Raw genomic sequence first — 21,630 nt, 5'->3', positions numbered from 1 at the left:
AACCAGTCGGGAGTCCGCAGAGAGATCAGAGCGCTTCAGGCTTTTCCGGTCGCTGGTCGCCTCCGATCACCGAACGCGGCGACCGAACGCAGCGACCATACGCCCACTCACCGGGTTGGCATGCCTCCGTGCGGGCTGTTGACCACCAAGGGAAGTGACCCTTCGGCGAGGTAGCAGTGCCCGGGGAAATAGTCGATGTGGAGGTGGCCGCCGTCCTCGGCCGTGGCCATGTCCCGCAGATTCTCCGCGAGTACTGCTCTGCCGGCGGAGTCACCGCTGATCACAAGGATCTGCCGCTCGGCGTCCCGGTGGATGAGGACGCCGGGGCCGGAAGTGCCTCTGACCTCGACCCCGGCCAAGGTGTTGCCGCCCGGCGAAAGGATGGAGCTGAACAGCCCCTCGCCCCGGGCCACCGCGCTCGCCAACCCCGTCAGCTCTTCGGCCGAGGCGGAGAGATCCACTTCGCCGTACCCGGGGTCTGAGACCAGTCTCAAGGGTGTCACTCCTCCAACGTCGGACTCCCATGATGCCTGCGGCGGATGGCCTTCAACCGCGCCGTACGTCCGCAGATGGATACGGCCATACGAATCTGAGGTGGGCGAGGCGCTTGATCGGGTGATTGAGGCGCTGGCGGTGCAGGCTTGTGCGTGACCATGTGGCCTCTGAGCCTCTTCCCGTCCGGGAGGGGGCTCTGTGGGGTGTGATGGTGTGTCAGTTCGTGAACCTGGCGCTGTTGAGTCCTCAACGCGGCGGGGTTTCACGACGAAGGGCACTCGCCGGTCGAAGGCGAGCGGGAGTGCGTGGTCGCGTTCGGTGAGGCGTTCGAGGGTGCCCTGGCCTGCCCGGTTTGCGGCGAGTTGTCTTGCTCATGCAGTGGGCCGTTGCTAAGCCTTGGGCACTCGACTCTACGGAGGACGCTGTGTATCAAGAGCCCCCTCTTCCCGTTCCTCCGCGTTCACGTGTCCGGGGATTCACCTGCGCCGTCGCGGTCACCGCCCTCGTGACGCTCACCGCCGCGACAAGTCCCCACGACGCGGACACCCGGACCGCGACGGCCTCGGCAGCCGTGGTCCGCGAGTGGAACGCCATCGCCACCGACACGATCAAGACCAGCCTCGGCCCACGCCCCTCCGGACAGGCGGCGATCTGGGAGGGGTTCGTCTCCGTCGCCGTGTACAACGCCGTGGTGGGGATCGAAGGCGGCTACACCCTGTACGAATGGCACGAGCGCGGTCCGGCCAAGGCATCCTCCGCAGCGGCCGCCGCCACTGCGGCCCACGACGTGCTGCTCACCTACTTCCCTGCCTTCAAGGAGCGGCTCGACACCGCCTACGCGGACTCGCTCGCCGCTCTTCCGGCCGGTCAGGCCAGAGACCGGGGCGTTGACTACGGAAAGCGCGCCGCCGCCCGCATCATCGAACTACGGGAAGGCGACGGAAGGTTCGCGGACGTTCCCTTCACCGCTTCCCCGGCACCGGGGGTCTGGCGGCCCACCCCGCCCGCGTTCCAGCCCTTCATCGACACCTGGCTCGCCAGGCTCCGCCCCCTCCTGCTCGCCTCCCCGCAGCAGTTCCGCCCCGGCGGACCACCCGCCATCTCCTCGGCCGCTTACGCCGAGGATGTCCAGGAGTTGAAGGCCATGGGCGGGAAGACCGGCTCAGGCAGGAGCGCGCAGCAGACCGAGACCGCCCTCTTCTTCAGCGGCAACCTGGTCGAACAGGTCCAGACAGCCGTACGCGACCACGCCGCCCGGCACCGGCTAGGCATCGCCGAGACGGCCCGGCTGTTCGCCGCGGTGAACGCGTCGGCGACCGATGCCGTCGTCACGGCATGGGACGCCAAGCTCCACTACGGCACCTGGCGGCCGATCACCGCCATCCGCCTCGCCGACACCGACGGCAACCCCGCGACGACGGCGGACCCGGCCTGGGAGCCGCTGCTCCTCACCCCACCACACCCGGACTACGTCGCCGGCCACACGACCGTCGCCGCTGCCGTGGCACGCGCCCTGACCGGCGTCCTCGGCACCTCGCGCATCGACCTCCACGTCCCCTCCGAGGTCACCGGCACCACGCGGTTCTACGGGTCCGCCGACGGCCTCAACCGGGACGTCGTCGATGCCCGTGTGTGGGGCGGCGTCCACTCCCGCACGGCGGACGTGGTCGGCTGCCGGGCCGGCACCCGCGTGGCCGCCTGGGCGCTGGACCACTACTTCCAGCCGGTCTCCAAGGACGGCGCCCGGCCGTCCGCGCCGACACGAACGGCTCGGCAGGACAGGCTCGCCGAGCTCAAGTGCGGCGACGACACCGACTGAACCACAGAGCCGAAGCGGACCCGGCGTCGTGCCGGGTCTCCGATCCTGCCTTGAGCACTGGATCAACGGGTACAGCCTCACCATCTACGATCCCACCGGCGATCCCACCGGCGATCCCGCCGGTGGGGCTACGGCGGCCTCTTCGCGGTGACCGACGGGACCGTGCAGAGAGTGGCAGTCCTGTCCCAAGGCCCGGCGCCCGGCGGCGGACCGTCGCAGATCACGGTCACTGACTCCTGAAACCGCAAGTCCGGAGGCGTGGCGGTCGGACAGAGCGTTCGGAGCACTCGCCGCAGGACCATATGGCTAGGTCGACCTAATGGGTAGGTCGACCTAGGCCATCCGGTGGCCGTTCTCCAGCTCCGCGGTTCCCCCGCCCTCGGCCAGCACGTCCAGCGCGGCGAGGACCCGGCGGCCGAGTGCGCCCGGCAGATACTCGGCCAGCTCCTCCCGTGGCACCAGCCGCCACGACAGGAGTTCCTCCTCCTGCAACCGGATCGCCTTGAGTTCCTGTTCGCCGAGGACTCCGCCGTCGTACAGGTAGGCGACCAGCGGGGGCCGCGCCGTCCCGTGTACCCAGTCGACCGCGAGCAGCGGGCCGAGCACGATGTCGAGACCGATCTCCTCGGCGGTCTCGCGGCGCGCGCCCTGGCGCGGGGTCTCCCCGTCGTCCGACTCGATGGTGCCGCCGGGAAGGGCCCAGCCCTCGCGGTAGTTCGGCTCGACGAGCAGCACCCGGCCGTCACCGTCGCGGAAGAGCGCGGCGGCTCCGGCGAGGACACGGGGGAGGCCCGCGATGTACGTGGCGAAGTCTGGAGTGGTCATCCCCGAAGCGTAACGAGCCCGCGCAGCCGTTCCTCGGACGTGCGGCCCGGCTCCGCGCAGCGGCAGATCAGGCTGAGTCGGCGTGCCACCTCCAACGCCAGCCGCACGTACGGGACTTCGAGGGCGCCGACGACAGGGCCTAGGACCGGTCCCGGACATCGCGATCGGCATCGGACGGGTGCTGGGCCTCGGCCTTCGACTCCGTCAGCGCGAGCGTCCGCGCGGCCAGCTCACTGATCCGTACGCCGTCGAAGCCGAACACCGCGCTGCGTACGGTGTCCTCCAGCGGGTCCTTCCACTGCGCGGGAATGGCCGCGGCCCCGCACAGGACCCCGGCCACCGAGCCCGCCGTCGCGCCGTTCGAGTCGGTGTCCAGGCCGCCGCGGACGGTCAGCGTGATGGTCCGGGTGAAGTCGCCGTCGCCGTACAGCAGCCCGGCCGTGAGGACGGCGGCGTTGGGGATCGTGTGGATCCAGCCGAGCCCGGCGGTCTCCTCGGACACCGTGGTCAGCGTGTCCTCCCAGGTCATCCGGGTCTCGTGGAGCGTGAGCACCCGGCGTACGGTGCGGGCGAGGCGGCTGCTCGCGGGGATGACGGTCAGCGCCGTGTCCAGTGCCTGCCGGACCGTGGGCGCGGTGAACGCGGCCGAGACGAGCGCCGCCGCCCACATCGCCCCGTACACGCCGTTGCCGGTGTGGGACAGCACGGCGTCCCGGCGTGCGAGCGAGGCCGCCCGGCTCGGCGCCCCCGGACAGGTCCACCCGTAGACATCGGCTCGGATCAGGGCGCCGATCCACTCCTGATAGGGATTGTCGTACGTCGCTGTCAGCGGCGGTTTGATGCCGTTGGCGAGGTTGCGGTACGCGGCCCGCTCCGCGGTGAACGTCTGCAGATACGGCAGCCGCAGCAGCCACAGGTCGCCGACCTGCTCGGTGCTGAAACCGAAACCGTGCGTCTCCAGCAGATGCAGGCCCAGGATCGCGTAGTCGACGTCGTCGTCACGGCAGCTGCCGTGGATGCGGCCGCGCACGCAACTTCGCCACTCGGGCCGCAGCTCGAACTCGTCGCCGTCGCCGTCAGTGACGGGCTCGGGAAGATAGTCGGTGAGCGGCAGGGCGGCGGCCTGTCGCAGATAGCGGTCGATGCGGTCCCGCGTCCAGTGGTCGCCCTGCTCGACCGGTTTGCCGAGCATGTTGCCCGCGATCCGGCCCAGCCAGCCCCCGAGGACGCGGTCCGCGAGCTCAGTGCCCACAGAGGTCATAGTTCCGGTTTACCCAATTCCAGGCATGAGCGTGCGGTGTTCCACCGTCCGGTCGGGGCATGACGACGGGGGCGTCCGCCGGTTAAGGTCGCAGCGGCGCGACTGCCTTGACGTGTGCGAGGCCGGAAAGCAAGGGGAATGCAAGGTGGCGGACTCTGCTGTGAAGACGACACGTGCGGGCACCGGGCGTGTTCCGCGGGTGCTGATCGCCGCGGACAAGTTCAAGGGGTCGCTGACCGCCGTACAGGTCGCGGAGCGCGTCACGGCCGGGCTGCGCCGCGTCGCGCCGGATGTCGAGGTCGAGGCGCTGCCGGTGGCCGACGGCGGCGACGGCACCGTGGACGCGGCGGTCGCGGCCGGGTTCGAACGGCGGGAGGTACGGGTCGCCGGCCCGCTGGGCCACGAGCTCACCGCTGCCTTCGCGCTGCGCGGCGACACCGCGGTGGTGGAGATGGCGGAGGCGAGCGGGTTGCAGCGGCTGCCCGCCGGGGTGTTCGCGCCGCTGACGTCGTCCACGTACGGGTCCGGGGAGCTCTTGCGGGCCGCGCTTGACGCCGGGGCCCGGACGATCGTGTTCGGCGTGGGCGGAAGCGCGACGACGGACGGTGGCGCGGGGATGCTGTCCGCGCTCGGGGCGCGGTTCGCGGACGCGGAGGGGGAGCCGGTGGCTCCCGGCGGTGCGGCGCTGAGCGACGTGGCGACCGCGGACCTGTCCGGACTGGACCCCCGTCTGGCCTCCGTGGACTTCGTCCTCGCCAGCGATGTGGACAACCCGCTCACCGGGCCGAAGGGCGCGCCCGCCGTGTACGGCCCCCAGAAGGGGGCGAGCCCCGACGACGTGGAGATCCTGGACGCGGCTCTCGGGCACTTCGCCGCGGTTCTGGAGCAGTCGATCGGGTCCAGGGCCACGGAGTACGCCGCGGCGCCGGGGGCGGGGGCCGCGGGTGGTATCGGCTACGGTGCGCTGGTCCTGGGCGCCCGGTTCCGTCCCGGTATCGAGGTGATGCTCGATGTCCTCGGCTTCGCGCCCGCGCTGGCCAGGGCAACCCTGGTGATCACCGGTGAGGGATCCCTCGACGAACAGACCCTGCACGGCAAGGCTCCGGCGGGGGTGGCCGCGGCCGCCCGTGCCGCGGGCAAGGAGGTCGTCGCGGTGTGCGGGCGCCTGGCGCTGCGCCCGGAGGCGCTCGGCAGGGCAGGCATCCGGCGTGCGTACCCCCTCACGGAGGCCGAGCCCGATATCGCGCGGTGCATCTCCGACGCGGGCCCGATCCTGGAGACGGTGGCCCAGAACATCGCCCATGACTTCCTGACCTGACCGCGTTCTTCCGCCGGAGAACCCGTTTCGAGAGAACCCGTTTCGAGGGAACGCGTTTCGGCGGATACGGCGAAGGGGCCCGAACCGGATTTCCGGTTCGGGCCCCTTCGAGCGTGTACGAGGAAACGCTACGGCAGCTGCGCCGCCCGCGCCTCACGCCGGTTGTCCCGGAAGTTGTTCACTCGCCGAGCCGTCGCGAACAGCGGAATCACCGCACCCATGACGAGCTGCAGCGCACAGCCGGTCTGGAGGAGGAGCTGGCCGCTGGGGGCGTCGAAGGCCCACGCCGCGAGGAGGCCCATCGACAGGACGATCCAGGAGAGCATCGCCACCGCGAGGCGCCCCCGCGGCTTCGGGTACTCCACCCGGCTCACCATCAGCCAGGCCGTGCCGAGGATCGCCATCAGCGTCGCCGCGAAGGGAAGCTCCAGGAGCACGATCGAGACCACCGTCAGCGCTCCGAACGGCGACGGCATGCCCTGGAACGTGCCGTCCTTCACCGTGACGCAGGAGAACCGGGCGAGGCGGAGGACGACCGCGAGCAACACCACGATCGCGCCGAGCGCCGCCACTCTCTGGTGGGCGTCGTCCGCGACCATGCCGTAGACGAGGACGAAGTACGCCGGGGCCAGGCCGAAGCTGATCAGGTCGGACAGGTTGTCCAGTTCCGCGCCCATGGGGGAGGAGCGCAGCTTGCGGGCGACGAGGCCGTCGAACAGGTCGAAGACCGCGGCGCAGAGCATCAGGATGACGGCCGTGGCGGCGCTGTGGCGCCCCATGCCCGACTCCTGGCTGCCGGTGAGGTGCGGGATCAGAATGCCCGTGGTGGTGAAGTACACCGCCATGAAGCCGCACGTGGCGTTGCCGAGGGTGAGGGTGTCCGCTATTGAGAGGCGGAGAGAGAGGGGCATCTCCTCCTCGTCGCCCACCTCGTCGGCCTCCGGCACCCAGCCGGCCTGTGTCTCAGGATCAATCACGGTCAATTCGAGTCACCCCAGCCACGGTCTTCTGACCGACTTCCACATCGACCTCGACACCCTCGGGGAGGTAGATGTCGACGCGCGAGCCGAAGCGGATGAGACCGATCCGGTCGCCCTGCTCGACCTTCGTACCCTGCGGGATATAAGGAACGATACGGCGGGCGACCGCGCCGGCGATCTGGATCATCTCGATGTCGCCGAGTTCGGTGTCGAAATGCCAGACGACGCGTTCGTTGTTCTCGCTCTCCTTGTTGAACGCCGGAACGAACCCACCGGGGATGTGCTCGACCGAGGTCACCGTGCCGGAGAGCGGCGCGCGGTTCACGTGGACGTTCAGAGGGCTCATGAAGATCGCGACGCGGGTGCGTCCGTCCTTCCACGGCATGATGCTCTGCACCACACCGTCGGCGGGCGAGATGACCCGGCCCGGGGCGATCTCGCGCTCGGGGTCGCGGAAGAACCACAGCATGCCCGCCGCGAGCGCGGTGGCAGGTACGGCCACGGCCTTGGCGGCGCCGGAGCGGCGTGCCTTGGTCAGGCTGAGTGCTGCGGTGGCAACGGTCGGGAGAAGCCACGGCGATGCTCCGCGCGCGAGGCGGACCCGGCCGCGAGGTGCAGAGGTTTGGCTGTGGGGCATGGATGACCTTCGTAGCGGATGATGCCGCGCTGGAACGGGGGACGGCGGCTTTCCCGGGATCGTACCGGTCATGGGCCACAACTGGGCAAGCCAAGAAGTCGAGTCGGCGGCCCAAGAGTGTTGACGGGGTGTGATCTTGTTCTCGAAGAAAACACCCCGAACCCGGACATCAAACCCCGCTCAACCCTGAAGTCGATACTCTTCGAGCAGTCGGCGCCCGATGATCATTTTCTGGATTTCGGCGGTACCTTCGCCGATCAGCAGCATCGGTGCCTCACGGTAGAGACGCTCGATCTCGTACTCCTTGGAGAAGCCGTAGCCGCCGTGGATCCGGAAAGCGTCCTCGACGACTTCCTTGCAGTATTCGGAGGCGAGGTACTTCGCCATCCCTGCTTCGAGGTCGTTTCGTTCACCGGAGTCCTTTTTGCGAGCCGCGTTCACCATCATTGCATGGGCCGCTTCGACCTTGGTGGCCATTTCGGCCAGCTTGAACTGGATGGCCTGGTGCTGTGCGATCGCCTTGCCGAAAGTGTGACGCTGCTGGGCATAGGAGACACCCAGCTCGAAGGCACGCTGTGCGACACCGCAGCCACGTGCCGCCACATTGACGCGGCCGACCTCGACTCCGTCCATCATTTGGTAAAACCCTCGGCCCGTGGTGCCGCCGAGTACACGATTGGCCGGAACGCGCAGTCCGTCCATGATGAGCTCGGTCGTGTCGACGCCCTTGTAGCCCATCTTGTCGATCTTCCCGGGAATGGTGAGGCCGGGGCGGACCTCTCCGAAGCCGGGCTCCTTCTCGACGAGGAAGGTCGTCATCGACTTGTGCGGCGCGGTGCCCTCGGGGTGTCCTTCGTCACTTCGTACGAGCACGGCCACCAGGTTCGACGAGCCGCCGTTCGTCAGCCACATCTTCTGACCGTTCAGGACGTACTCGTCGCCGTCCTTGACCGCCTTCGAGGTGATCGCGGAGACGTCCGAGCCGAGACCCGGCTCCGACATCGAGAACGCGCCGCGCACCTCGCCCAGGGCCATCCGGGGCAGGAAGTGGTCCTTCTGCTCCTGTGTGCCGTGCTGCTTGAGCATGTACGCCACGATGAAGTGCGTGTTGATGATGCCGGAGACCGACATCCAGCCGCGGGCGATCTCCTCGACGCAGAGCGCGTAGGTGAGGAGGGACTCGCCCAGGCCCCCGTACTCCTCGGGGATCATCAGGCCGAACAGGCCCAACTCCTTGAGGCCGTCGACGATCTGCTGGGGGTACTCGTCGCGGTGCTCCAGCTCGGTCGCGACCGGGATGATCTCCTTGTCCACGAAGTCGCGGACGGTGGAGAGGATCTCCTGCTGGACGTCGGTGAGACCGGCGGTCTGGGCGAGTCGCGCCATGGCTACTTCTCCGTCTTCTTTTCCGCAGGTGCGGTCAGCTCCGGGCGGCCGGGCTGCTCGCCGCCGCGCTCCTTGATGTACGTCTCGGTGGGGACCATCACCTTGCGGCGGAACACGCACACCAGCGTGCCGTCCTGCTTGTAGCCCTTGGTCTCGACGTAGACGATCCCGCGGTCGCTCTTCGACTTCGAGGGCGTCTTGTCGAGGACCGTGGTCTCGCCGTAGATCGTGTCGCCGTGGAAGGTCGGCGCCACGTGCTTCAGCGACTCGACCTCCAGGTTGGCGATGGCCTTCCCCGAGACGTCCGGGACGGACATGCCGAGCAGCAGCGAGTAGATGTAGTTGCCCACGACGACGTTCTTGCCGAAGTCCGTCGTCTTCTCCGCATAGTTCGAGTCCATGTGGAGGGGGTGGTGGTTCATGGTCAGGAGACAGAAGAGGTGGTCGTCGTACTCCGTGACCGTCTTTCCGGGCCAGTGCTTGTAGACCGCGCCGACCTCGAACTCCTCGTACGTGCGTCCGAACTGCATGCCGCTCAGGCCTCCGGGGCTTCGAACTTGCTGGTGCGCTGCATGCCGGCCGCCCGGCCCTTGCCCGAGATGACCAGGGCCATCTTGCGGCTGGCCTCGTCGATCATCTCGTCGCCGAGCATCGCGGAGCCCTTCTTGCCGCCCGCCTCGGACGTGTAGTAGTCGTACGCGTCGAGGATGAGCTCGGCGTGGTCGAAGTCCTCCTGCGCGGGCGAGAAGATCTCGTTGGCCGCGGCGACCTGGTCCGGGTGCAGCACCCACTTGCCGTCGAAACCGAGGGCGGCGGCGCGCCGGGCGACCTCGCGGTAGCCCTCCTGGTTGCGGATCTGCAGGTAGGGGCCGTCGATCGCCTGGAGGTCGTGCGTACGGGCGGCCATCAGGATGCGCATCAGGATGTAGTGGTAGGCGTCCGCCGGGTAGCCCGGCGGCTGCTCGCCCACGACCAGGGACTTCATGTTGATGGAGGCCATGAAGTCGGCCGGGCCGAAGATGATGGTCTCTACACGCGGTGAGGCGGCCGCGATCTCGTCGACGTTGACGAGCCCCTTCGCGTTCTCGATCTGCGCCTCGATGCCGATCTTGCCGACCTCGAAGCCCATCGTCTTCTCGATCTGCGTCAGCAGCAGGTCGAGCGCGACGACCTGCTGGGCGTCCTGCACCTTCGGCAGCATGATGCAGTCGAGGTTCTGGCCGGCGCCCTCGACGACCGTGACGACATCGCGGTACGTCCAGTGCGTCGTCCAGTCGTTCACCCGTACGACCCGCGTCTTGCCGGTCCAGTCGCCCTCGTTCAGGAACTTCACGATGGTGTGCCGCGCATCGGGCTTGGCGAGCGGGGCGCAGGCGTCCTCCAGGTCCAGGAAGACCTGGTCCGCGGGGAGGCCCTGGGCCTTCTCCAGGAAGCGGGGGTTCGAGCCGGGCACGGCCAGGCAGGAACGCCGCGGGCGAAGGCGGTTGACGGGCGTGGTCATGCGGGGACCTCCAGGGGGTCGAGCTTGTTCGCTTTCCGGATCTCGTCGACGATACGACCGATGATTCCGGTGATGTCGAAGTCCTTCGGTGTGAAGACCGCGGCCACTCCCGCGGCCCGCAGCTGTTCGGCGTCGGCGTTCGGGATGATCCCGCCCGCGATCACCGGGATGTCGGCCGCACCGGCCTCGCGCAGCCGTTCCAGCACGTCCGGCACCAACTGGGCGTGCGAGCCGGACAGGATGGACAGGCCGACGCCGTGCACGTCCTCGGCGACGGCCGCGTCCACGATCTGCTCGGGCGTGAGCCGGATGCCCTGGTACACCACCTCGAACCCGGCGTCGCGGGCTCGCACCGCTATCTGCTCGGCTCCGTTGGAGTGCCCGTCCAGGCCCGGCTTGCCCACCAGGAAGCGGAGCTTGCCGACGCCGAGTTCGCGGGCGGTCTCCTCGACCTTGCGGCGCACCAGCGCCAGCGCGGTGCCCTCCTCGGCGGTGACCGCGACGGGCGCGGACGAGACGCCGGTCGGGGCGCGGAACTCGCCGAACACCTCACGCAGGGCCTCGGACCACTCGCCGGTCGTGACCCCGGCGCGGGCGCACTCCAGGGTGGCCTCCATGAGGTTGTCGGTGCCCTTGGCCGCTTCCTTCAGCCGCTCCAGCGCCTTGCACGGGCGCGGGTGGTTGAACGGCGGCTGGTAGCGCGTGTCGCGCCAGTTCCGCAGCGCGGCGACCACGCGGGCCTCGACCGCCGGGTCGACGGTCTGGATCGCCGCGTCCAGGTCGGCGGTGAGCGGGTTCGGCTCGGTGGACTCGAAGATGTTGACACCGACGATCTTCTCGGTGCCGCCCTCGATCCGGGCCCGGCGCTCGGCGTGCGAGGAGACGAGCTGCGACTTCAGGTAGCCCGACTCGACGGCGGCCATCGCCCCGCCCATCTCGTCGATCCGGTCCATCTCGGCGAGCGACTCCTCGACGAGCGCCGCGACCTTCGCCTCGATGACGTGCGAGCCCTCGAAGATGTCCTCGTACTCGAGCAGGTCGCTCTCGTGCGCCAGCACCTGCTGGATACGCAGCGACCACTGCTGGTCCCAGGGCCGGGGCAGCCCCAGGGCCTCGTTCCAGGCGGGCAGCTGCACAGCACGCGCGCGTGCGTCCTTCGACAGCGTCACGGCCAGCATTTCGAGGACGATCCGCTGGACGTTGTTCTCCGGCTGCGCCTCGGTCAGACCGAGGGAGTTGACCTGGACGCCGTACCGGAAGCGCCGCTGCTTGGCATCCTGGATGCCGTACCGCTCGCGCGTGACCTGGTCCCAGATCCGCCCGAACGCCCGCATCTTGCACATCTCCTCGATGAACCGGACACCCGCGTTCACGAAGAAGGAGATACGGGCGACGACGTCACCGAACTTCTCGGCGGGCACCTGCCCCGAGTCGCGGACGGCGTCCAGCACGGCGATGGCCGTCGACATCGCGTACGCGATCTCCTGGACCGGGGTCGCCCCCGCCTCCTGGAGGTGGTACGAGCAGATGTTGATCGGGTTCCACTTGGGCATGTGGGAGACCGTGTACGCGATCATGTCCGTCGTCAGCCGGAGCGAGGGCACCGGCGGGAAGACGTGCGTCCCGCGTGACAGGTACTCCTTGACGATGTCGTTCTGCGTCGTCCCCTGGAGCTTGGTGATGTCGGCGCCCTGCTCCTCGGCGACGACCTGGTAGAGCGCCAGCAGCCACATGGCGGTGGCGTTGATGGTCATCGAGGTGTTCATCTGCTCCAGGGGGATGTCCTGGAACAGCCGGCGCATGTCACCGAGGTGCGAGACCGGCACGCCGACCCGGCCGACCTCGCCGCGGGCGAGGATGTGGTCGGGGTCGTACCCGGTCTGCGTGGGCAGGTCGAAGGCCACGGAGAGGCCCGTCTGCCCCTTGGCGAGGTTGCGCCGGTACAGCTCGTTGGACGCCTCGGCCGTGGAGTGACCGGCGTACGTGCGCATGAGCCACGGCCGGTCCTTCTGACGCTGACGCTCTGTCATCTGGGGACCTCAGACGTTCCGGAAGCGGTTGATGGCGTCGATGTGCTGGGCGCGCTTCTCCTCGTCGCGCACGCCCAGGCCCTCGCGGGGCGCCAGCGCGAGCACGCCGACCTTGCCCTGGTGGAGGTTGCGGTGGACGTCGTACGCGGCCTGCCCGGTCTCCTCCAGGGAGTACACCTTGGAGAGCGTCGGGTGGATCTTGCCCTTGGCGACCAGCCGGTTGGCCTCCCAGGCCTCGCGGTAGTTGGCGAAGTGCGAGCCGATGATGCGCTTCAGGGACATCCACAGGTAGCGGTTGTCGTACTCGTGGTTGTAGCCCGAGGTCGAGGCGCAGGTGACGATGGTGCCGCCCTTGCGGGTGACGTAGACGGAGGCGCCGAAGGTCTCGCGGCCCGGGTGCTCGAAGACGATGTCGACGTCCTCGCCACCGGTCAACTCACGGATCCGCTTCCCGAACCGCTTCCACTCCTTCGGGTCCTGGTTGTGCTCGTCCTTCCAGAACTTGAAGTCCTCGGCGTTGCGGTCGATGATCGCCTCGGCGCCCATCGCCCGGCAGATGTCGGCCTTCTGCTCGCTGCTGACGACACAGATGGGGTTGGCGCCACCGGCGAGCGCGAACTGCGTGGCGTACGAGCCGAGTCCGCCGCTCGCGCCCCAGATGAGGACGTTGTCGCCCTGCTTCATGCCGGCGCCGTTCCTCGACACCAGCTGCCGGTACGCGGTGGAGTTCACGAGCCCCGGGGCGGCGGCCTCCTCCCACGACAGGTGGTCGGGCTTGGGCATCAGCTGGTTGGACTTGACGAGGGCTATCTCGGCGAGACCGCCGAAGTTGGTCTCGAAGCCCCAGATGCGCTGCTCGGGGTCGAGCATCGTGTCGTTGTGTCCGTCGCTGGACTCCAGCTCGACGGACAGGCAGTGCGCGACGACCTCGTCACCGGGCTTCCAGGCGTTGACGCCGGGGCCGGTGCGCAGGACGACGCCCGCGAGGTCGGAACCGATGATGTGGTACGGCAGGTCGTGGCGCTTGGTGAGCTCGCTGAGCTTGCCGTAGCGCTCCAGGAAACCGAAGGTCGACAGCGGCTCGAAGATCGAGGTCCAGACCGAGTTGTAGTTGACGGAGGAGGCCATGACGGCCACCAGGGCCTCGCCCGGGCCGAGCTCCGGCACCGGCACGTCGTCCAGGTGGATCGACTTGCGGGGGTCCTTGTCGCGGGTGGTGAGCCCCGCGAACATCTCCGTCTCGTCCTTGTGCACGGTGATCGCGCGGTACGACTCGGGGAGCGGAAGAGCGGCGAAGTCGGCGGACGTGGCGGTCTGCGACTGAATCGCGTCCAGGATGTCCTTCACGGTATTGCCTCCGGCGATGAGCGTCTCGAGGGAAGACGCTGAGGGTTACGTCGGTACTGCTGCTGGGAGTGAGGGGTGTGCCGTCGGTTCGGCGGAGGTGGTGGTGCGGTGGCAGCGCCGGGTTGGCGCAAAAGGTTGCCTGTGACGCAGGCGTCCGGGCGCGCTCGCCGTGGCTTGCGGGGACAGCCGGCGTACGAATGGTCTCTGCACGCCGGCCGCCCGGACAACATCAACGTATGGCACGCCGTGTCACCTCGCAAGGCACGGAGTGCCATGAGTTTCGCTCAGGTGAAATCTTTACGTAACACGTGAGCGATGATCGATCAGAACGACCGATGATCGATCAAAAAGCACTGGTCAGAGGCGGTATCGCGGGCCGTTTTGGGGGCCGGGACGGCGGGCCGCGGGCCGGTTTCGGAGAACGCCCGGCGGGGCGACGGGCTGCCGATGACGGGGGTGCGCGGCGGCGGAGCCGGGATGCGGGCGCCGGGACCAGGAGGGCGTACCGGCCTGAGGGCGGCGCTTTTCAGCCCGCGACTCGCGGCGCTTGTCGTTCGGACCGCCCCGTCGGTGGCGTGGTGGGCCGGGGTGGCGAGTGTTCCGGTGTGTGGCGGGCCTGCGCCGTGTCCCGGTGCGGGTCGTGCGTCCCGGGAACACCCCGGCCGGGCTCGCCGACGTCGACCCATCTGTCCGGACCGTGCCGCGCGCCGGGAAGGCCGGTCAACTCCAAGCGCCGGGGGAGGAGTTCGGCGGGATCCCGGGGTGCCCCGTGCGGCCCGCGTTCTATGACCGTTCCCGCAGCGCCTGCTCGATGGTCCGCATCACCTGATCCAGGGGCGCGTCGACCCGGGCCACGGTCACCAGGACGTCACCCTCCGTGAAGGCGGACGCGGGCGTCGACCGGGGCGTGGTCTCCCGGCCGGCGCCGATCCCCGTCCCGAAGGTCTTGCGCACGATGGAGAAGGCGTGGTCCAGCTGCGCCTCGACGTCACCCTGACCGCCTGCCCGCAGCCAGCGCCGTAGGACATGGTTGTGCGCCGTGACCACGGCCGACGCGGCGACCTCCGCGAGCAGCGGATCGTCGTTCGCGTCGTCGTCGTGCGCGTGCTCGTCGAAGTGGCCGAGGAGATAGCGGGTGAAGAGCCGCTCATAGCGGGCCACGGAGGCGATCTCGGCCTCCCGGAGCGTGGGTACCTCGCGGGTCAGCTTGTAGCGCGAGACGGAGATCTCGGGCTGGGCCGCGTACATCGTCATGACTTCCTTGATGCCGCGGCACACCGTGTCGAGCGGGTGCTCGTGCGCCGGAGCCGCGTTGAGGACCGCCTCCGCGCGGATCAGGGTGTCGTCGTGATCGGGGAAGATCGCCTCTTCCTTGGAGCGGAAGTGGCGGAAGAACGTGCGGCGGGCCACCCCGGCCCGGGCCGCGATCTCGTCGACGGTGGTCGCCTCGTACCCCTTGGTCGCGAACAGCTCCATGGCCGCGGCCGCCAGTTCTCGGCGCATCTTGAGCCGTTGGGCGGCGGCACGACTGCCCGCGGCGCTCTCCGGCGCGTCGGGCGTGGCTGGTGTACGTGAGGACTTGGCGGGCTGGGACATGACCCGAACGTACTGCATGTGCGCAGGAGAACGCGCATGTCCGGGGAACCCCCCGCCCTCGACGGGCGGGGGGCCTGCGGCCGGGCCGAGCAGTCCGCCCCAGTCGGCGGTGTCGCGCAGCCGGTCGCCGGGACGCTCAGCGGCGGGCATATTCGCGGAAGCCGCGGCCCGTCTTGCGGCCGAGGCAGCCCGCGGCCACCAGGTGCTCCAGGAGCGGCGCCGGGGCGAGACCCGGGTCGCGGAACTCGCGGTGCAGCACCTTCTCGATGGCGAGCGAGACGTCCAGACCGACGACGTCGAGGAGCTCGAACGGCCCCATCGGGTAGCCGCCGCCCAGCTTCATCGCGGCGTCGATGTCGTCCAGGGAGGCGTAGTGCTCCTGGACCATCTTGATCGCGTTGTTCAGGTACGGGAAGAGCAGCGCGTTCACGATGAAACCGGCCCGGTCCCCACAGTCCACCGGGTGCTTGCGGATCTTCCCGCACAGCTCGCGGACCGTGGCGTGCACGTCGTCCGCGGTCAGGACGGTCCGGACCACCTCGACCAGCTTCATCGCCGGGGCCGGGTTGAAGAAGTGCATGCCGATCACGTCCTGGGGGCGTGAGGTGGCACGGGCGCAGGCGACGACGGGCAGCGAGGAGGTGGTCGTGGCGAGGATCGCGCCGGGCTTGCAGACCTTGTCGAACACCCCGAACAGCTGCTGCTTGACCTCCAGGTCCTCGGCCACCGCCTCCAGCGCGAGATCGACGTCGGCGAAGGCGTCGTAGGAGCCTGCCGGGACGACCAGGTCCAGGGTGCTCGCGGCGGCCTCGGCGGTCATCCGGCCCTTGTCGACCGAGCGGGCCAGGGATTTGCCGATGCGGGCCTTGGCGGCCTGTGCCTTCTCCTCGGTGCGGGCGGCGAGGACGACCTCGTACCCGGCCTTCGCGAAGACCTCGGCGATGCCGGAGGCCATGGTCCCGGAGCCCGCGACGCCGACGGAGCGGATCGTCCGGCCGGGGACCTCGGGGCCGCCGGCAAGGGGAGTCAGCGCGTCCCGCACGACCGTCGCGCTGCCGGGTGCTTCGTAGGAGTAGAAACCGCGCCCCGACTTGCGGCCGGTCAGACCCGCCTCGCTGAGCTGCTTGAGGATGGGCGCGGGGGCGTGCAGCCGGTCGCGGGACTCGGCGTACATGGCCTCCAGGACCGTACGCGCGGTGTCGACGCCGATCAGGTCGAGCAGCGCGAGCGGGCCCATGGGCAGTCCGCAGCCGAGCTTCATCGCGGCGTCGATGTCCTCACGGGAGGCGTACTTGGCCTCGTACATCGAGGCGGCCTGGTTGAGGTAGCCGAACAGCAGCCCGTCAGCGACGAAACCGGGCCGGTCGCCGACCGCGACGGGCTCCTTGCCGAGGTCGAGCGCGAGGTTGGTGACCGCCGAGACGGCCGTGGGCGCGGTGAGCACCGAGGAGACGACCTCGACCAGCTTCATCGCGGGCGCCGGGTTGAAGAAGTGCAGGCCGAGGACGCGCTCGGGGCGGGCCGAGTCGGCGGCTAGGCGCGTCACCGAGAGGGCGTTGGTGCCGGTGGCCAGGATGGTGTCCGGGCGCACGATGCCGTCCAGCGCGCGGAAGACCTGCTGCTTGATGTCGTACGACTCCGGGGTCACCTCGATGACCAGATCGGCGTCGGCGGCGGCCGCGAGGTCGGTGAAGGTGCGGAAGCGGGCCAGGGCGTCGGCGCGCTCCTGCTCGCTGAAGCGCTCGCGTCGCACGCCGCGGGCGGTGGAGGCTTCGAGGGCGGAGACGGCCTGGGCGGCCGCTGCCTCACTGATGTCGATGCCGATGACCTCGCGGCCGGCCCGGACGAGGACCTCGGCGATGCCGGTGCCCATCGTGCCGAGGCCGACGACGGCAACGGTCTTGAGCGGGGACAGAGGGGTGTCGGACAGGGGAGTTGCCATCGCGGGACTCCAGGAAGAGGGTGACGACTGAGGAGCGCACGCAGGTACGCCCGAGAGGCGCACGGAGTGCGGAGAGTGCGGGTGTTGCCGGGCTGACGAGCGCACAGGCCCGGTGCCGTCCGAAGGGGGGTGCCCGCGAGGGCGCACCCGGGGAACGGTGAAGCCGACCGGCCCTGTCCCGGAGCCGTGTCGTACTGAGGTACCTGAGGTACCGAACCGACTGCTCTCACGGCGGCTGCGTCACCAGGCCACCGCAAGCAAGACGCGAGTGGGTAACTCGCTCGTCTGAGCTTAACCCGCGGGTAACGAGCGCGCCAGCCCCCGACTTTGTGATGTACGTCCCGGACCCATAATGCCGCGCCTAGGCTCGGCATTATGAACGAAGAGTTGCGATCACTCACGGAGCGTTTACGGAGCGAGGCCGGGGCGTCGTCGACGTACGAGCGGCTCGTGACGGCCGAGGACCCGGATGTGCTGGCGGCCGCGCTGACCGCGCCCGGACAGCCCTTGTGGGCGCGGGAGTTGGTCGCCTTCCGGCTCGGACTCGCCGGGGACCGGCGGGCCTTCGAGGCACTCGTCCTGTTGCTGAACCACCGCGACCCGCAGCGCTGCGCCTCCGCGGCGCACGCGCTCGCCCGGCTCGGCGATCCGCGCACGGCCCGCGCGGCGGCCGCGCTCGCCACCAACGAACTGCGCGTCGCCTACGCGCTCCATCCCGTCCGGCTCCTGGTCGAGCTGCGCGCCCCCGAGGCCGTACCGGCGCTGATCACCACCCTGGGGCGCAGGCTGCGCCCCCATGACCCCTACCGCGGAGTCGCCCTCGCCTGTGTGGAGGGGCTCGGGACCCTGGGCGACGTACGCGCGAGACCCGTCCTGAACGAGGCGCTCGCCCATCCGGCACTCGCCGAGGCGGCGGTGCACGCGCTCGCCCGACTGCCCGGGTGACACGGCGGGCGGCCGACGGGCCGCCTCCCGCAGCGCCTCGTCGACCGTGCTCACCGTGTCGTCGCGCTCCAGACCGAGCCCTACGAGCCTAGTCCGCGGCGCCCCCGCGGGAACGGTCCGAACCGCAAAGATGTTCCCGCGCTGTCGACGCGCCCTGGTGTTCCCCCTGAGCACCCACAGCAGCATCCCAGTCGCAGTCCGAGAGGACCATCTCGCGGATCCGGACCGGGACCGCGCTCACTCGCCCACCACCGCGTACGCCTCGATCTCCATCAGGAACTCGGGGCGGACCAGCGCGGCGACCTGGACCGCCGACGCGGCCGGGAGGCGGTCCGCGCGTATGTGGGCGTCGCGGGCCGCGCGGACGGCCGGCATGTGGGCCATGTCCGTGACGAAGAAGGTGAGTTTGACGACGTCGTCGAAGGTCGCCCCGGCGGCGGCCAGACAGCGGCGCAGGTTCTCGAACACCTGGCGGGCCTGCGCCGCCGGGTCGCCCGCGCCGACGAGCGTGCCGTCCTCGTCCAGGGCGAGCTGCCCCGAGACCGCGACGAAGCGGCCCGTGCCGAGGACGACATGCGAGTATGCGGCGGCGGGGGCGACCCCGTCGGGGGCGGGAATGCGGGTCAGCTCACTCATGCGTCCATGGTGGACCATGGGTCCGACAACGCCCCCGACGGGCCGTCAAGGCGTGCTCAGCCGCGGGAGCCGAGCAGCTTGTGCAGCGTCACGCCTCCCGTGGCCGCACCGTCCGAGGCGGTGGACAACGCCGCCTTCGTGCTCGGCGGTTCCGGGTCCGGCAGCTTCTTGCACACCGCGTCGGCCACACCGCTGCCGTGCGGCACCTTGCCGTTGGTGAGATACGCCGCCAGGTACTTGTCCAGGCAGGCGTTCCCGCTCAGCGTGATGCCGTGGTTCCCGCCGCCCTGCTCGACCACCAGGCTGGAGCCGCGCAGTGCGTGATGGACCGTCACGCCCCCCTGATAGGGAGTGGCCGCGTCGTTCGTGGCCTGGAAGAGCAGCGTCGGAGGCAGCGCCTTGTTGGCGATGTTCACCGGCCGCAGCGTCTTCGTCGGCCAGAACGCGCACGGCGCGTTGTACCAGGCGTTGCTCCAGGCCATGAACGGCGCCTTGTCGTACACCGCCCAGTTGTCCTTGCGCCACTGGTTCCAGTCGCGCGGCCAGGACGCGTCACGGCACTGCACCGCGGTGTAGATGCTGTAGCCGTTGTCGCCGGAGGCGTCGATGGCACCGAGGTTCTCGTAGGCCGCGACGAGCGGGGCCGTCTTCTTGTCGTTCACGTAGGCCGCGAACGCCTCGGCGAGGGAGGGCCAGTAGCCGTTGTAGTAGCCGCCCGGGATGAAGGTGTCCTCGAGTTCGGAGGCGCCCACCTTCTTGCCCGCGGGGTTCTTGGCGAGCGCCCCCCGCATGGCGTACCACTTGGCCTCGACCTTGGCCGGGTCCGTGCCGAGCTTGTAGGTCGCGTCGTGCTTGGCGACCCACGCCATGAACGCCTGGTGGCGGTCGTTGAAGGCGTAGTCCTGGCCGATGTTGTCCTCGTACCAGACACCGCTCGGGTCGACGATGGAGTCGAGGACCAGACGGCGTACGCGCTGCGGGAAGAGCTTCGCGTACACGGCGCCCAGGTAGGTGCCGTACGAGTAACCGAAGTAGTTGATCTTCTTGGCGCCGAGCGCGGCACGGATCGAGTCCATGTCCCGGACCGCGCTCACCGTGTCGATGTACGGCAGCAGGTCGGCGTACTTCTTGCCGCATGCCTTCGCGAAGGCCTTGGCGCGGTCGAGGTTGGCCTTCTCGATCGCGGGGGTGCTGGGCACGGAGTCCGGACGCACCGGGTTGAAGTACCCGGGCCTGCAGTCCAGCGCGGGCTTGCTGGCGCCGACACCGCGCGGGTCGAAGCCGATGACGTCGTACTGCGCCGCCACCGCCTTCGGCAGTGAGGACGCGACGAAACCGGCCAGTGAGAGCCCGCTGCCGCCGGGACCGCCCGGGTTCACCAGCAGCGGCCCCTGGTACGTCTTCGCGGTGTGCGGGACGCGTGAGAGGGCGAGGGTGATCTGCCGGCCGTGGGGCTTGGAGTGGTCCAGCGGCACCTTCAGGGACGCGCATTGGAGCGTCGGATAGCTGCTGGTCCCGCACTTCTTCCAGGTGGGTTTCGCGGTGGTGAGGGTGGTGCGCGGTGCGGTCGCGGAACCGGCGCTCGCGTCGGCGGGGATCGAGGTGATCATCCCGGCCAGTACGGCGGCCGCCCCGCACAGAGCAGCTGCGCGTTTCTTCACAGAGCCTCCCGAGGACGGAGGATTTTGAGCCGTGCACGCCACGGCCTTCGCCGCATCGTCCCGGAAAGGGGCCCCGGAAGAACTCGTTCTGGAAAGTCTTGACCCAATTGAGCCGTGTGATCCGCTCGGATGCCGTCAGGAACGGGCCGGGCGACGGCCGTTCGCCGTGGTCAGAGCAGGGTGAGCTGGGTCGGCTCCGGCACGGCGGGCGCCATGGGCCCGTCGGGCTCGGCGGGCGCGGTGATCCTGCGGGGCATCCCCGCGCGCGTGGGACCGATGCCGTACTCCTGTGCCAGCTCGTGGACCTGACGGGTGATCCGGCGCTGGTACCACTTCGGGGCGTACGCGCCCTCCGCGTACAGCCGCTCGTAACGCCGTACGAGATACGGGTGGTGGTGCTCCAGCCAGGCCATGAACCACTCGCGGGCGCCGGGCCGCAGATGCAGCACGAGCGGGGTCACCGAGGTGGCCCCGGAGGCCGCTATCGCCCGTACGGTGGCCCGCAGTTGGGCCGGGCTGTCGCCGAGGAAGGGGATGACGGGGGCCATCAGGACCCCGCAGTCGATGCCGTGGTCCGTGAGGGTGCGCACGGCGTCCAGGCGGCGCTCCGGGGCCGGGGTGCCCGGCTCGACGGTGCGCCACAGCCGGGAGTCGGTGAAGCCCACGGAGACCGAGATCCCGACGTCGGTGACCTCGGAGGCCTGCTTCAGGAGGTCGAGGTCGCGCAGGATCAGGGTGCCCTTCGTCAGGATCGAGAAGGGGTTCGCGTGGTCGCGCAGGGCCGCGATGATGCCGGGCATCAGCCGGTAGCGGCCCTCGGCCCGCTGGTAGCAGTCGACGTTGGTGCCCATCGCGATGTGCTCGCCCTGCCAGCGGCGCGAGCCGAGCTGGCGGCGCAGCAGCTCCGGCGCGTTGACCTTCACCACGATCTGGGAGTCGAAGTCGAGTCCGGTGTCGAGGTCCAGATAGCTGTGGGTCTTGCGCGCGAAGCAGTACACACACGCGTGTGTGCAGCCCCGATAGGGGTTCACCGTCCACTCGAAGGGCATGCGTGAGGCCCCTGGTACCCGGTTCACGATCGAGCGGGCCCGGATCTCGTGGAACGTGACACCACGGAACTCCGGGCTGTCGAACGTACGGGTGGTCACCGCGTCCGCGCCGAACAGCGCGGCGTCCCGGGCGCGGTCCCCGGCGGGGTCCGCTGTGAGGTTGTCCCAGCGCATGACGCCTCCTCGGTAGCACTGACCACAG

General features: G+C 69.6%; 18 protein-coding genes. 3 read left to right on the top strand and 15 right to left on the bottom strand.

Going from position 1 to position 21,630, the window contains the following annotated elements; all coding sequences use genetic code 11:
* Window positions 1-107: 107 nt before the first annotated feature.
* Window positions 108-494: an Imm32 family immunity protein gene (locus OG568_RS11925; RefSeq protein ID WP_329531454.1), complete on the bottom strand. Its 387-nt coding sequence runs from the start codon at window positions 492-494 to the stop codon at window positions 108-110.
* 506 nt (window positions 495-1,000) lie between these two features.
* Here OG568_RS11925 and OG568_RS11920 point away from each other — a divergent pair.
* Complete coding sequence (locus OG568_RS11920; protein ID WP_329531453.1) at window positions 1,001-2,314, top strand: vanadium-dependent haloperoxidase; 1,314 nt, start codon at window positions 1,001-1,003, stop codon at window positions 2,312-2,314.
* A 333-nt stretch (window positions 2,315-2,647) separates the two neighbouring features.
* On the opposite strand, the gene OG568_RS11915 is transcribed toward OG568_RS11920, so the two are convergent.
* Together OG568_RS11915 and OG568_RS11910 are read right to left on the bottom strand one after the other, a co-directional pair.
* A complete protein-coding gene (locus OG568_RS11915; protein WP_329531452.1) occupies window positions 2,648-3,139 on the bottom strand; it encodes an NUDIX hydrolase in 492 nt (163 codons plus the stop codon).
* Window positions 3,140-3,278: 139 nt separating this feature from the next.
* A complete protein-coding gene (locus OG568_RS11910) occupies window positions 3,279-4,400 on the bottom strand; it encodes an ADP-ribosylglycohydrolase family protein (protein ID WP_266587838.1) in 1,122 nt (373 codons plus the stop codon).
* 199 nt (window positions 4,401-4,599) lie between these two features.
* Between OG568_RS11910 and OG568_RS11905 the strand changes: the two genes are divergently transcribed.
* A complete protein-coding gene (locus tag OG568_RS11905; RefSeq protein WP_266591554.1) occupies window positions 4,600-5,718 on the top strand; it encodes a glycerate kinase in 1,119 nt (372 codons plus the stop codon).
* 128 nt (window positions 5,719-5,846) lie between these two features.
* On the opposite strand, the gene pssA is transcribed toward OG568_RS11905, so the two are convergent.
* The 9 genes from pssA to OG568_RS11860 form a co-directional block, all read right to left on the bottom strand.
* Window positions 5,847-6,665, bottom strand: a complete 819-nt coding sequence (pssA, locus tag OG568_RS11900; protein ID WP_266431840.1) for a CDP-diacylglycerol--serine O-phosphatidyltransferase — start codon at window positions 6,663-6,665, stop codon at window positions 5,847-5,849.
* A gap of 22 nt (window positions 6,666-6,687) precedes the next feature.
* A complete protein-coding gene (locus OG568_RS11895; RefSeq protein ID WP_329536333.1) occupies window positions 6,688-7,335 on the bottom strand; it encodes a phosphatidylserine decarboxylase in 648 nt (215 codons plus the stop codon).
* A 180-nt stretch (window positions 7,336-7,515) separates the two neighbouring features.
* Window positions 7,516-8,721 (bottom strand): acyl-CoA dehydrogenase family protein, encoded by a 1,206-nt coding sequence (locus OG568_RS11890; RefSeq protein ID WP_266428568.1) that lies wholly within the window; start codon window positions 8,719-8,721, stop codon window positions 7,516-7,518.
* A 2-nt stretch (window positions 8,722-8,723) separates the two neighbouring features.
* Window positions 8,724-9,251: a MaoC family dehydratase gene (locus OG568_RS11885; protein WP_266428565.1), complete on the bottom strand. Its 528-nt coding sequence runs from the start codon at window positions 9,249-9,251 to the stop codon at window positions 8,724-8,726.
* A gap of 5 nt (window positions 9,252-9,256) precedes the next feature.
* On the bottom strand, window positions 9,257-10,222 hold the full coding sequence (locus OG568_RS11880; protein ID WP_266587841.1) for an HpcH/HpaI aldolase/citrate lyase family protein: 966 nt from the start codon (window positions 10,220-10,222) through the stop codon (window positions 9,257-9,259).
* On the bottom strand, window positions 10,219-12,252 hold the full coding sequence (locus OG568_RS11875; protein ID WP_266428560.1) for a protein meaA: 2,034 nt from the start codon (window positions 12,250-12,252) through the stop codon (window positions 10,219-10,221). The genes OG568_RS11880 and OG568_RS11875 overlap by 4 nt, the downstream gene beginning before the upstream one ends.
* Window positions 12,253-12,261: 9 nt before the next feature.
* The gene (gene ccrA, locus OG568_RS11870; protein ID WP_266428557.1) at window positions 12,262-13,599 is read right to left on the bottom strand and encodes a crotonyl-CoA carboxylase/reductase; all 1,338 of its coding nucleotides are present in this window, start codon (window positions 13,597-13,599) and stop codon (window positions 12,262-12,264) included.
* 783 nt (window positions 13,600-14,382) lie between these two features.
* A complete protein-coding gene (locus OG568_RS11865; protein WP_266428555.1) occupies window positions 14,383-15,195 on the bottom strand; it encodes a TetR family transcriptional regulator in 813 nt (270 codons plus the stop codon).
* Window positions 15,196-15,331: 136 nt separating this feature from the next.
* The gene (locus OG568_RS11860) at window positions 15,332-17,137 is read right to left on the bottom strand and encodes a 3-hydroxyacyl-CoA dehydrogenase family protein (RefSeq protein WP_329531451.1); all 1,806 of its coding nucleotides are present in this window, start codon (window positions 17,135-17,137) and stop codon (window positions 15,332-15,334) included.
* 375 nt (window positions 17,138-17,512) lie between these two features.
* On the opposite strand from OG568_RS11860, the gene OG568_RS11855 reads away from it, so the two are divergent.
* On the top strand, window positions 17,513-18,082 hold the full coding sequence (locus OG568_RS11855) for an adenylosuccinate lyase (protein ID WP_266428550.1): 570 nt from the start codon (window positions 17,513-17,515) through the stop codon (window positions 18,080-18,082).
* Between the two features lie 237 nt (window positions 18,083-18,319).
* Here OG568_RS11855 and OG568_RS11850 read toward each other — a convergent pair whose 3' ends face one another.
* The 3 genes from OG568_RS11850 to OG568_RS11840 form a co-directional block, all read right to left on the bottom strand.
* Window positions 18,320-18,718 (bottom strand): RidA family protein, encoded by a 399-nt coding sequence (locus OG568_RS11850; protein ID WP_329531450.1) that lies wholly within the window; start codon window positions 18,716-18,718, stop codon window positions 18,320-18,322.
* Window positions 18,719-18,774: 56 nt separating this feature from the next.
* The gene (locus OG568_RS11845; RefSeq protein ID WP_329531449.1) at window positions 18,775-20,379 is read right to left on the bottom strand and encodes an alpha/beta hydrolase; all 1,605 of its coding nucleotides are present in this window, start codon (window positions 20,377-20,379) and stop codon (window positions 18,775-18,777) included.
* 170 nt (window positions 20,380-20,549) lie between these two features.
* Entirely contained in the window at window positions 20,550-21,602 is a 1,053-nt protein-coding gene (locus OG568_RS11840) for an Rv2578c family radical SAM protein (RefSeq protein ID WP_329531448.1), read from the bottom strand.
* Window positions 21,603-21,630: the final 28 nt, after the last annotated feature.

Origin of the sequence: Streptomyces sp. NBC_01450, from assembly GCF_036227505.1 — a bacterium.
Taxonomy (GTDB): Bacteria; Actinomycetota; Actinomycetes; order Streptomycetales; family Streptomycetaceae; genus Streptomyces.
This window is presented reverse-complemented; position numbering and strand designations above follow the sequence as displayed.

Coding starts and splice junctions, on each gene's coding strand:
- OG568_RS11875 (WP_266428560.1), bottom strand. CDS start 12,252: ATGACAGAGCGTCAGCGTCAGAAGGACCGGCCGTGGCTCATGCGCACG.
- OG568_RS11860 (WP_329531451.1), bottom strand. CDS start 17,137: ATGGCAACTCCCCTGTCCGACACCCCTCTGTCCCCGCTCAAGACCGTT.
- OG568_RS11880 (WP_266587841.1), bottom strand. CDS start 10,222: ATGACCACGCCCGTCAACCGCCTTCGCCCGCGGCGTTCCTGCCTGGCC.
- OG568_RS11855 (WP_266428550.1), top strand. CDS start 17,513: ATGAACGAAGAGTTGCGATCACTCACGGAGCGTTTACGGAGCGAGGCC.
- OG568_RS11895 (WP_329536333.1), bottom strand. CDS start 7,335: ATGCCCCACAGCCAAACCTCTGCACCTCGCGGCCGGGTCCGCCTCGCG.
- OG568_RS11840 (WP_329531448.1), bottom strand. CDS start 21,602: ATGCGCTGGGACAACCTCACAGCGGACCCCGCCGGGGACCGCGCCCGG.
- OG568_RS11885 (WP_266428565.1), bottom strand. CDS start 9,251: ATGCAGTTCGGACGCACGTACGAGGAGTTCGAGGTCGGCGCGGTCTAC.
- OG568_RS11850 (WP_329531450.1), bottom strand. CDS start 18,718: ATGAGTGAGCTGACCCGCATTCCCGCCCCCGACGGGGTCGCCCCCGCC.
- OG568_RS11865 (WP_266428555.1), bottom strand. CDS start 15,195: ATGTCCCAGCCCGCCAAGTCCTCACGTACACCAGCCACGCCCGACGCG.
- OG568_RS11915 (WP_329531452.1), bottom strand. CDS start 3,139: ATGACCACTCCAGACTTCGCCACGTACATCGCGGGCCTCCCCCGTGTC.
- OG568_RS11910 (WP_266587838.1), bottom strand. CDS start 4,400: ATGACCTCTGTGGGCACTGAGCTCGCGGACCGCGTCCTCGGGGGCTGG.
- OG568_RS11890 (WP_266428568.1), bottom strand. CDS start 8,721: ATGGCGCGACTCGCCCAGACCGCCGGTCTCACCGACGTCCAGCAGGAG.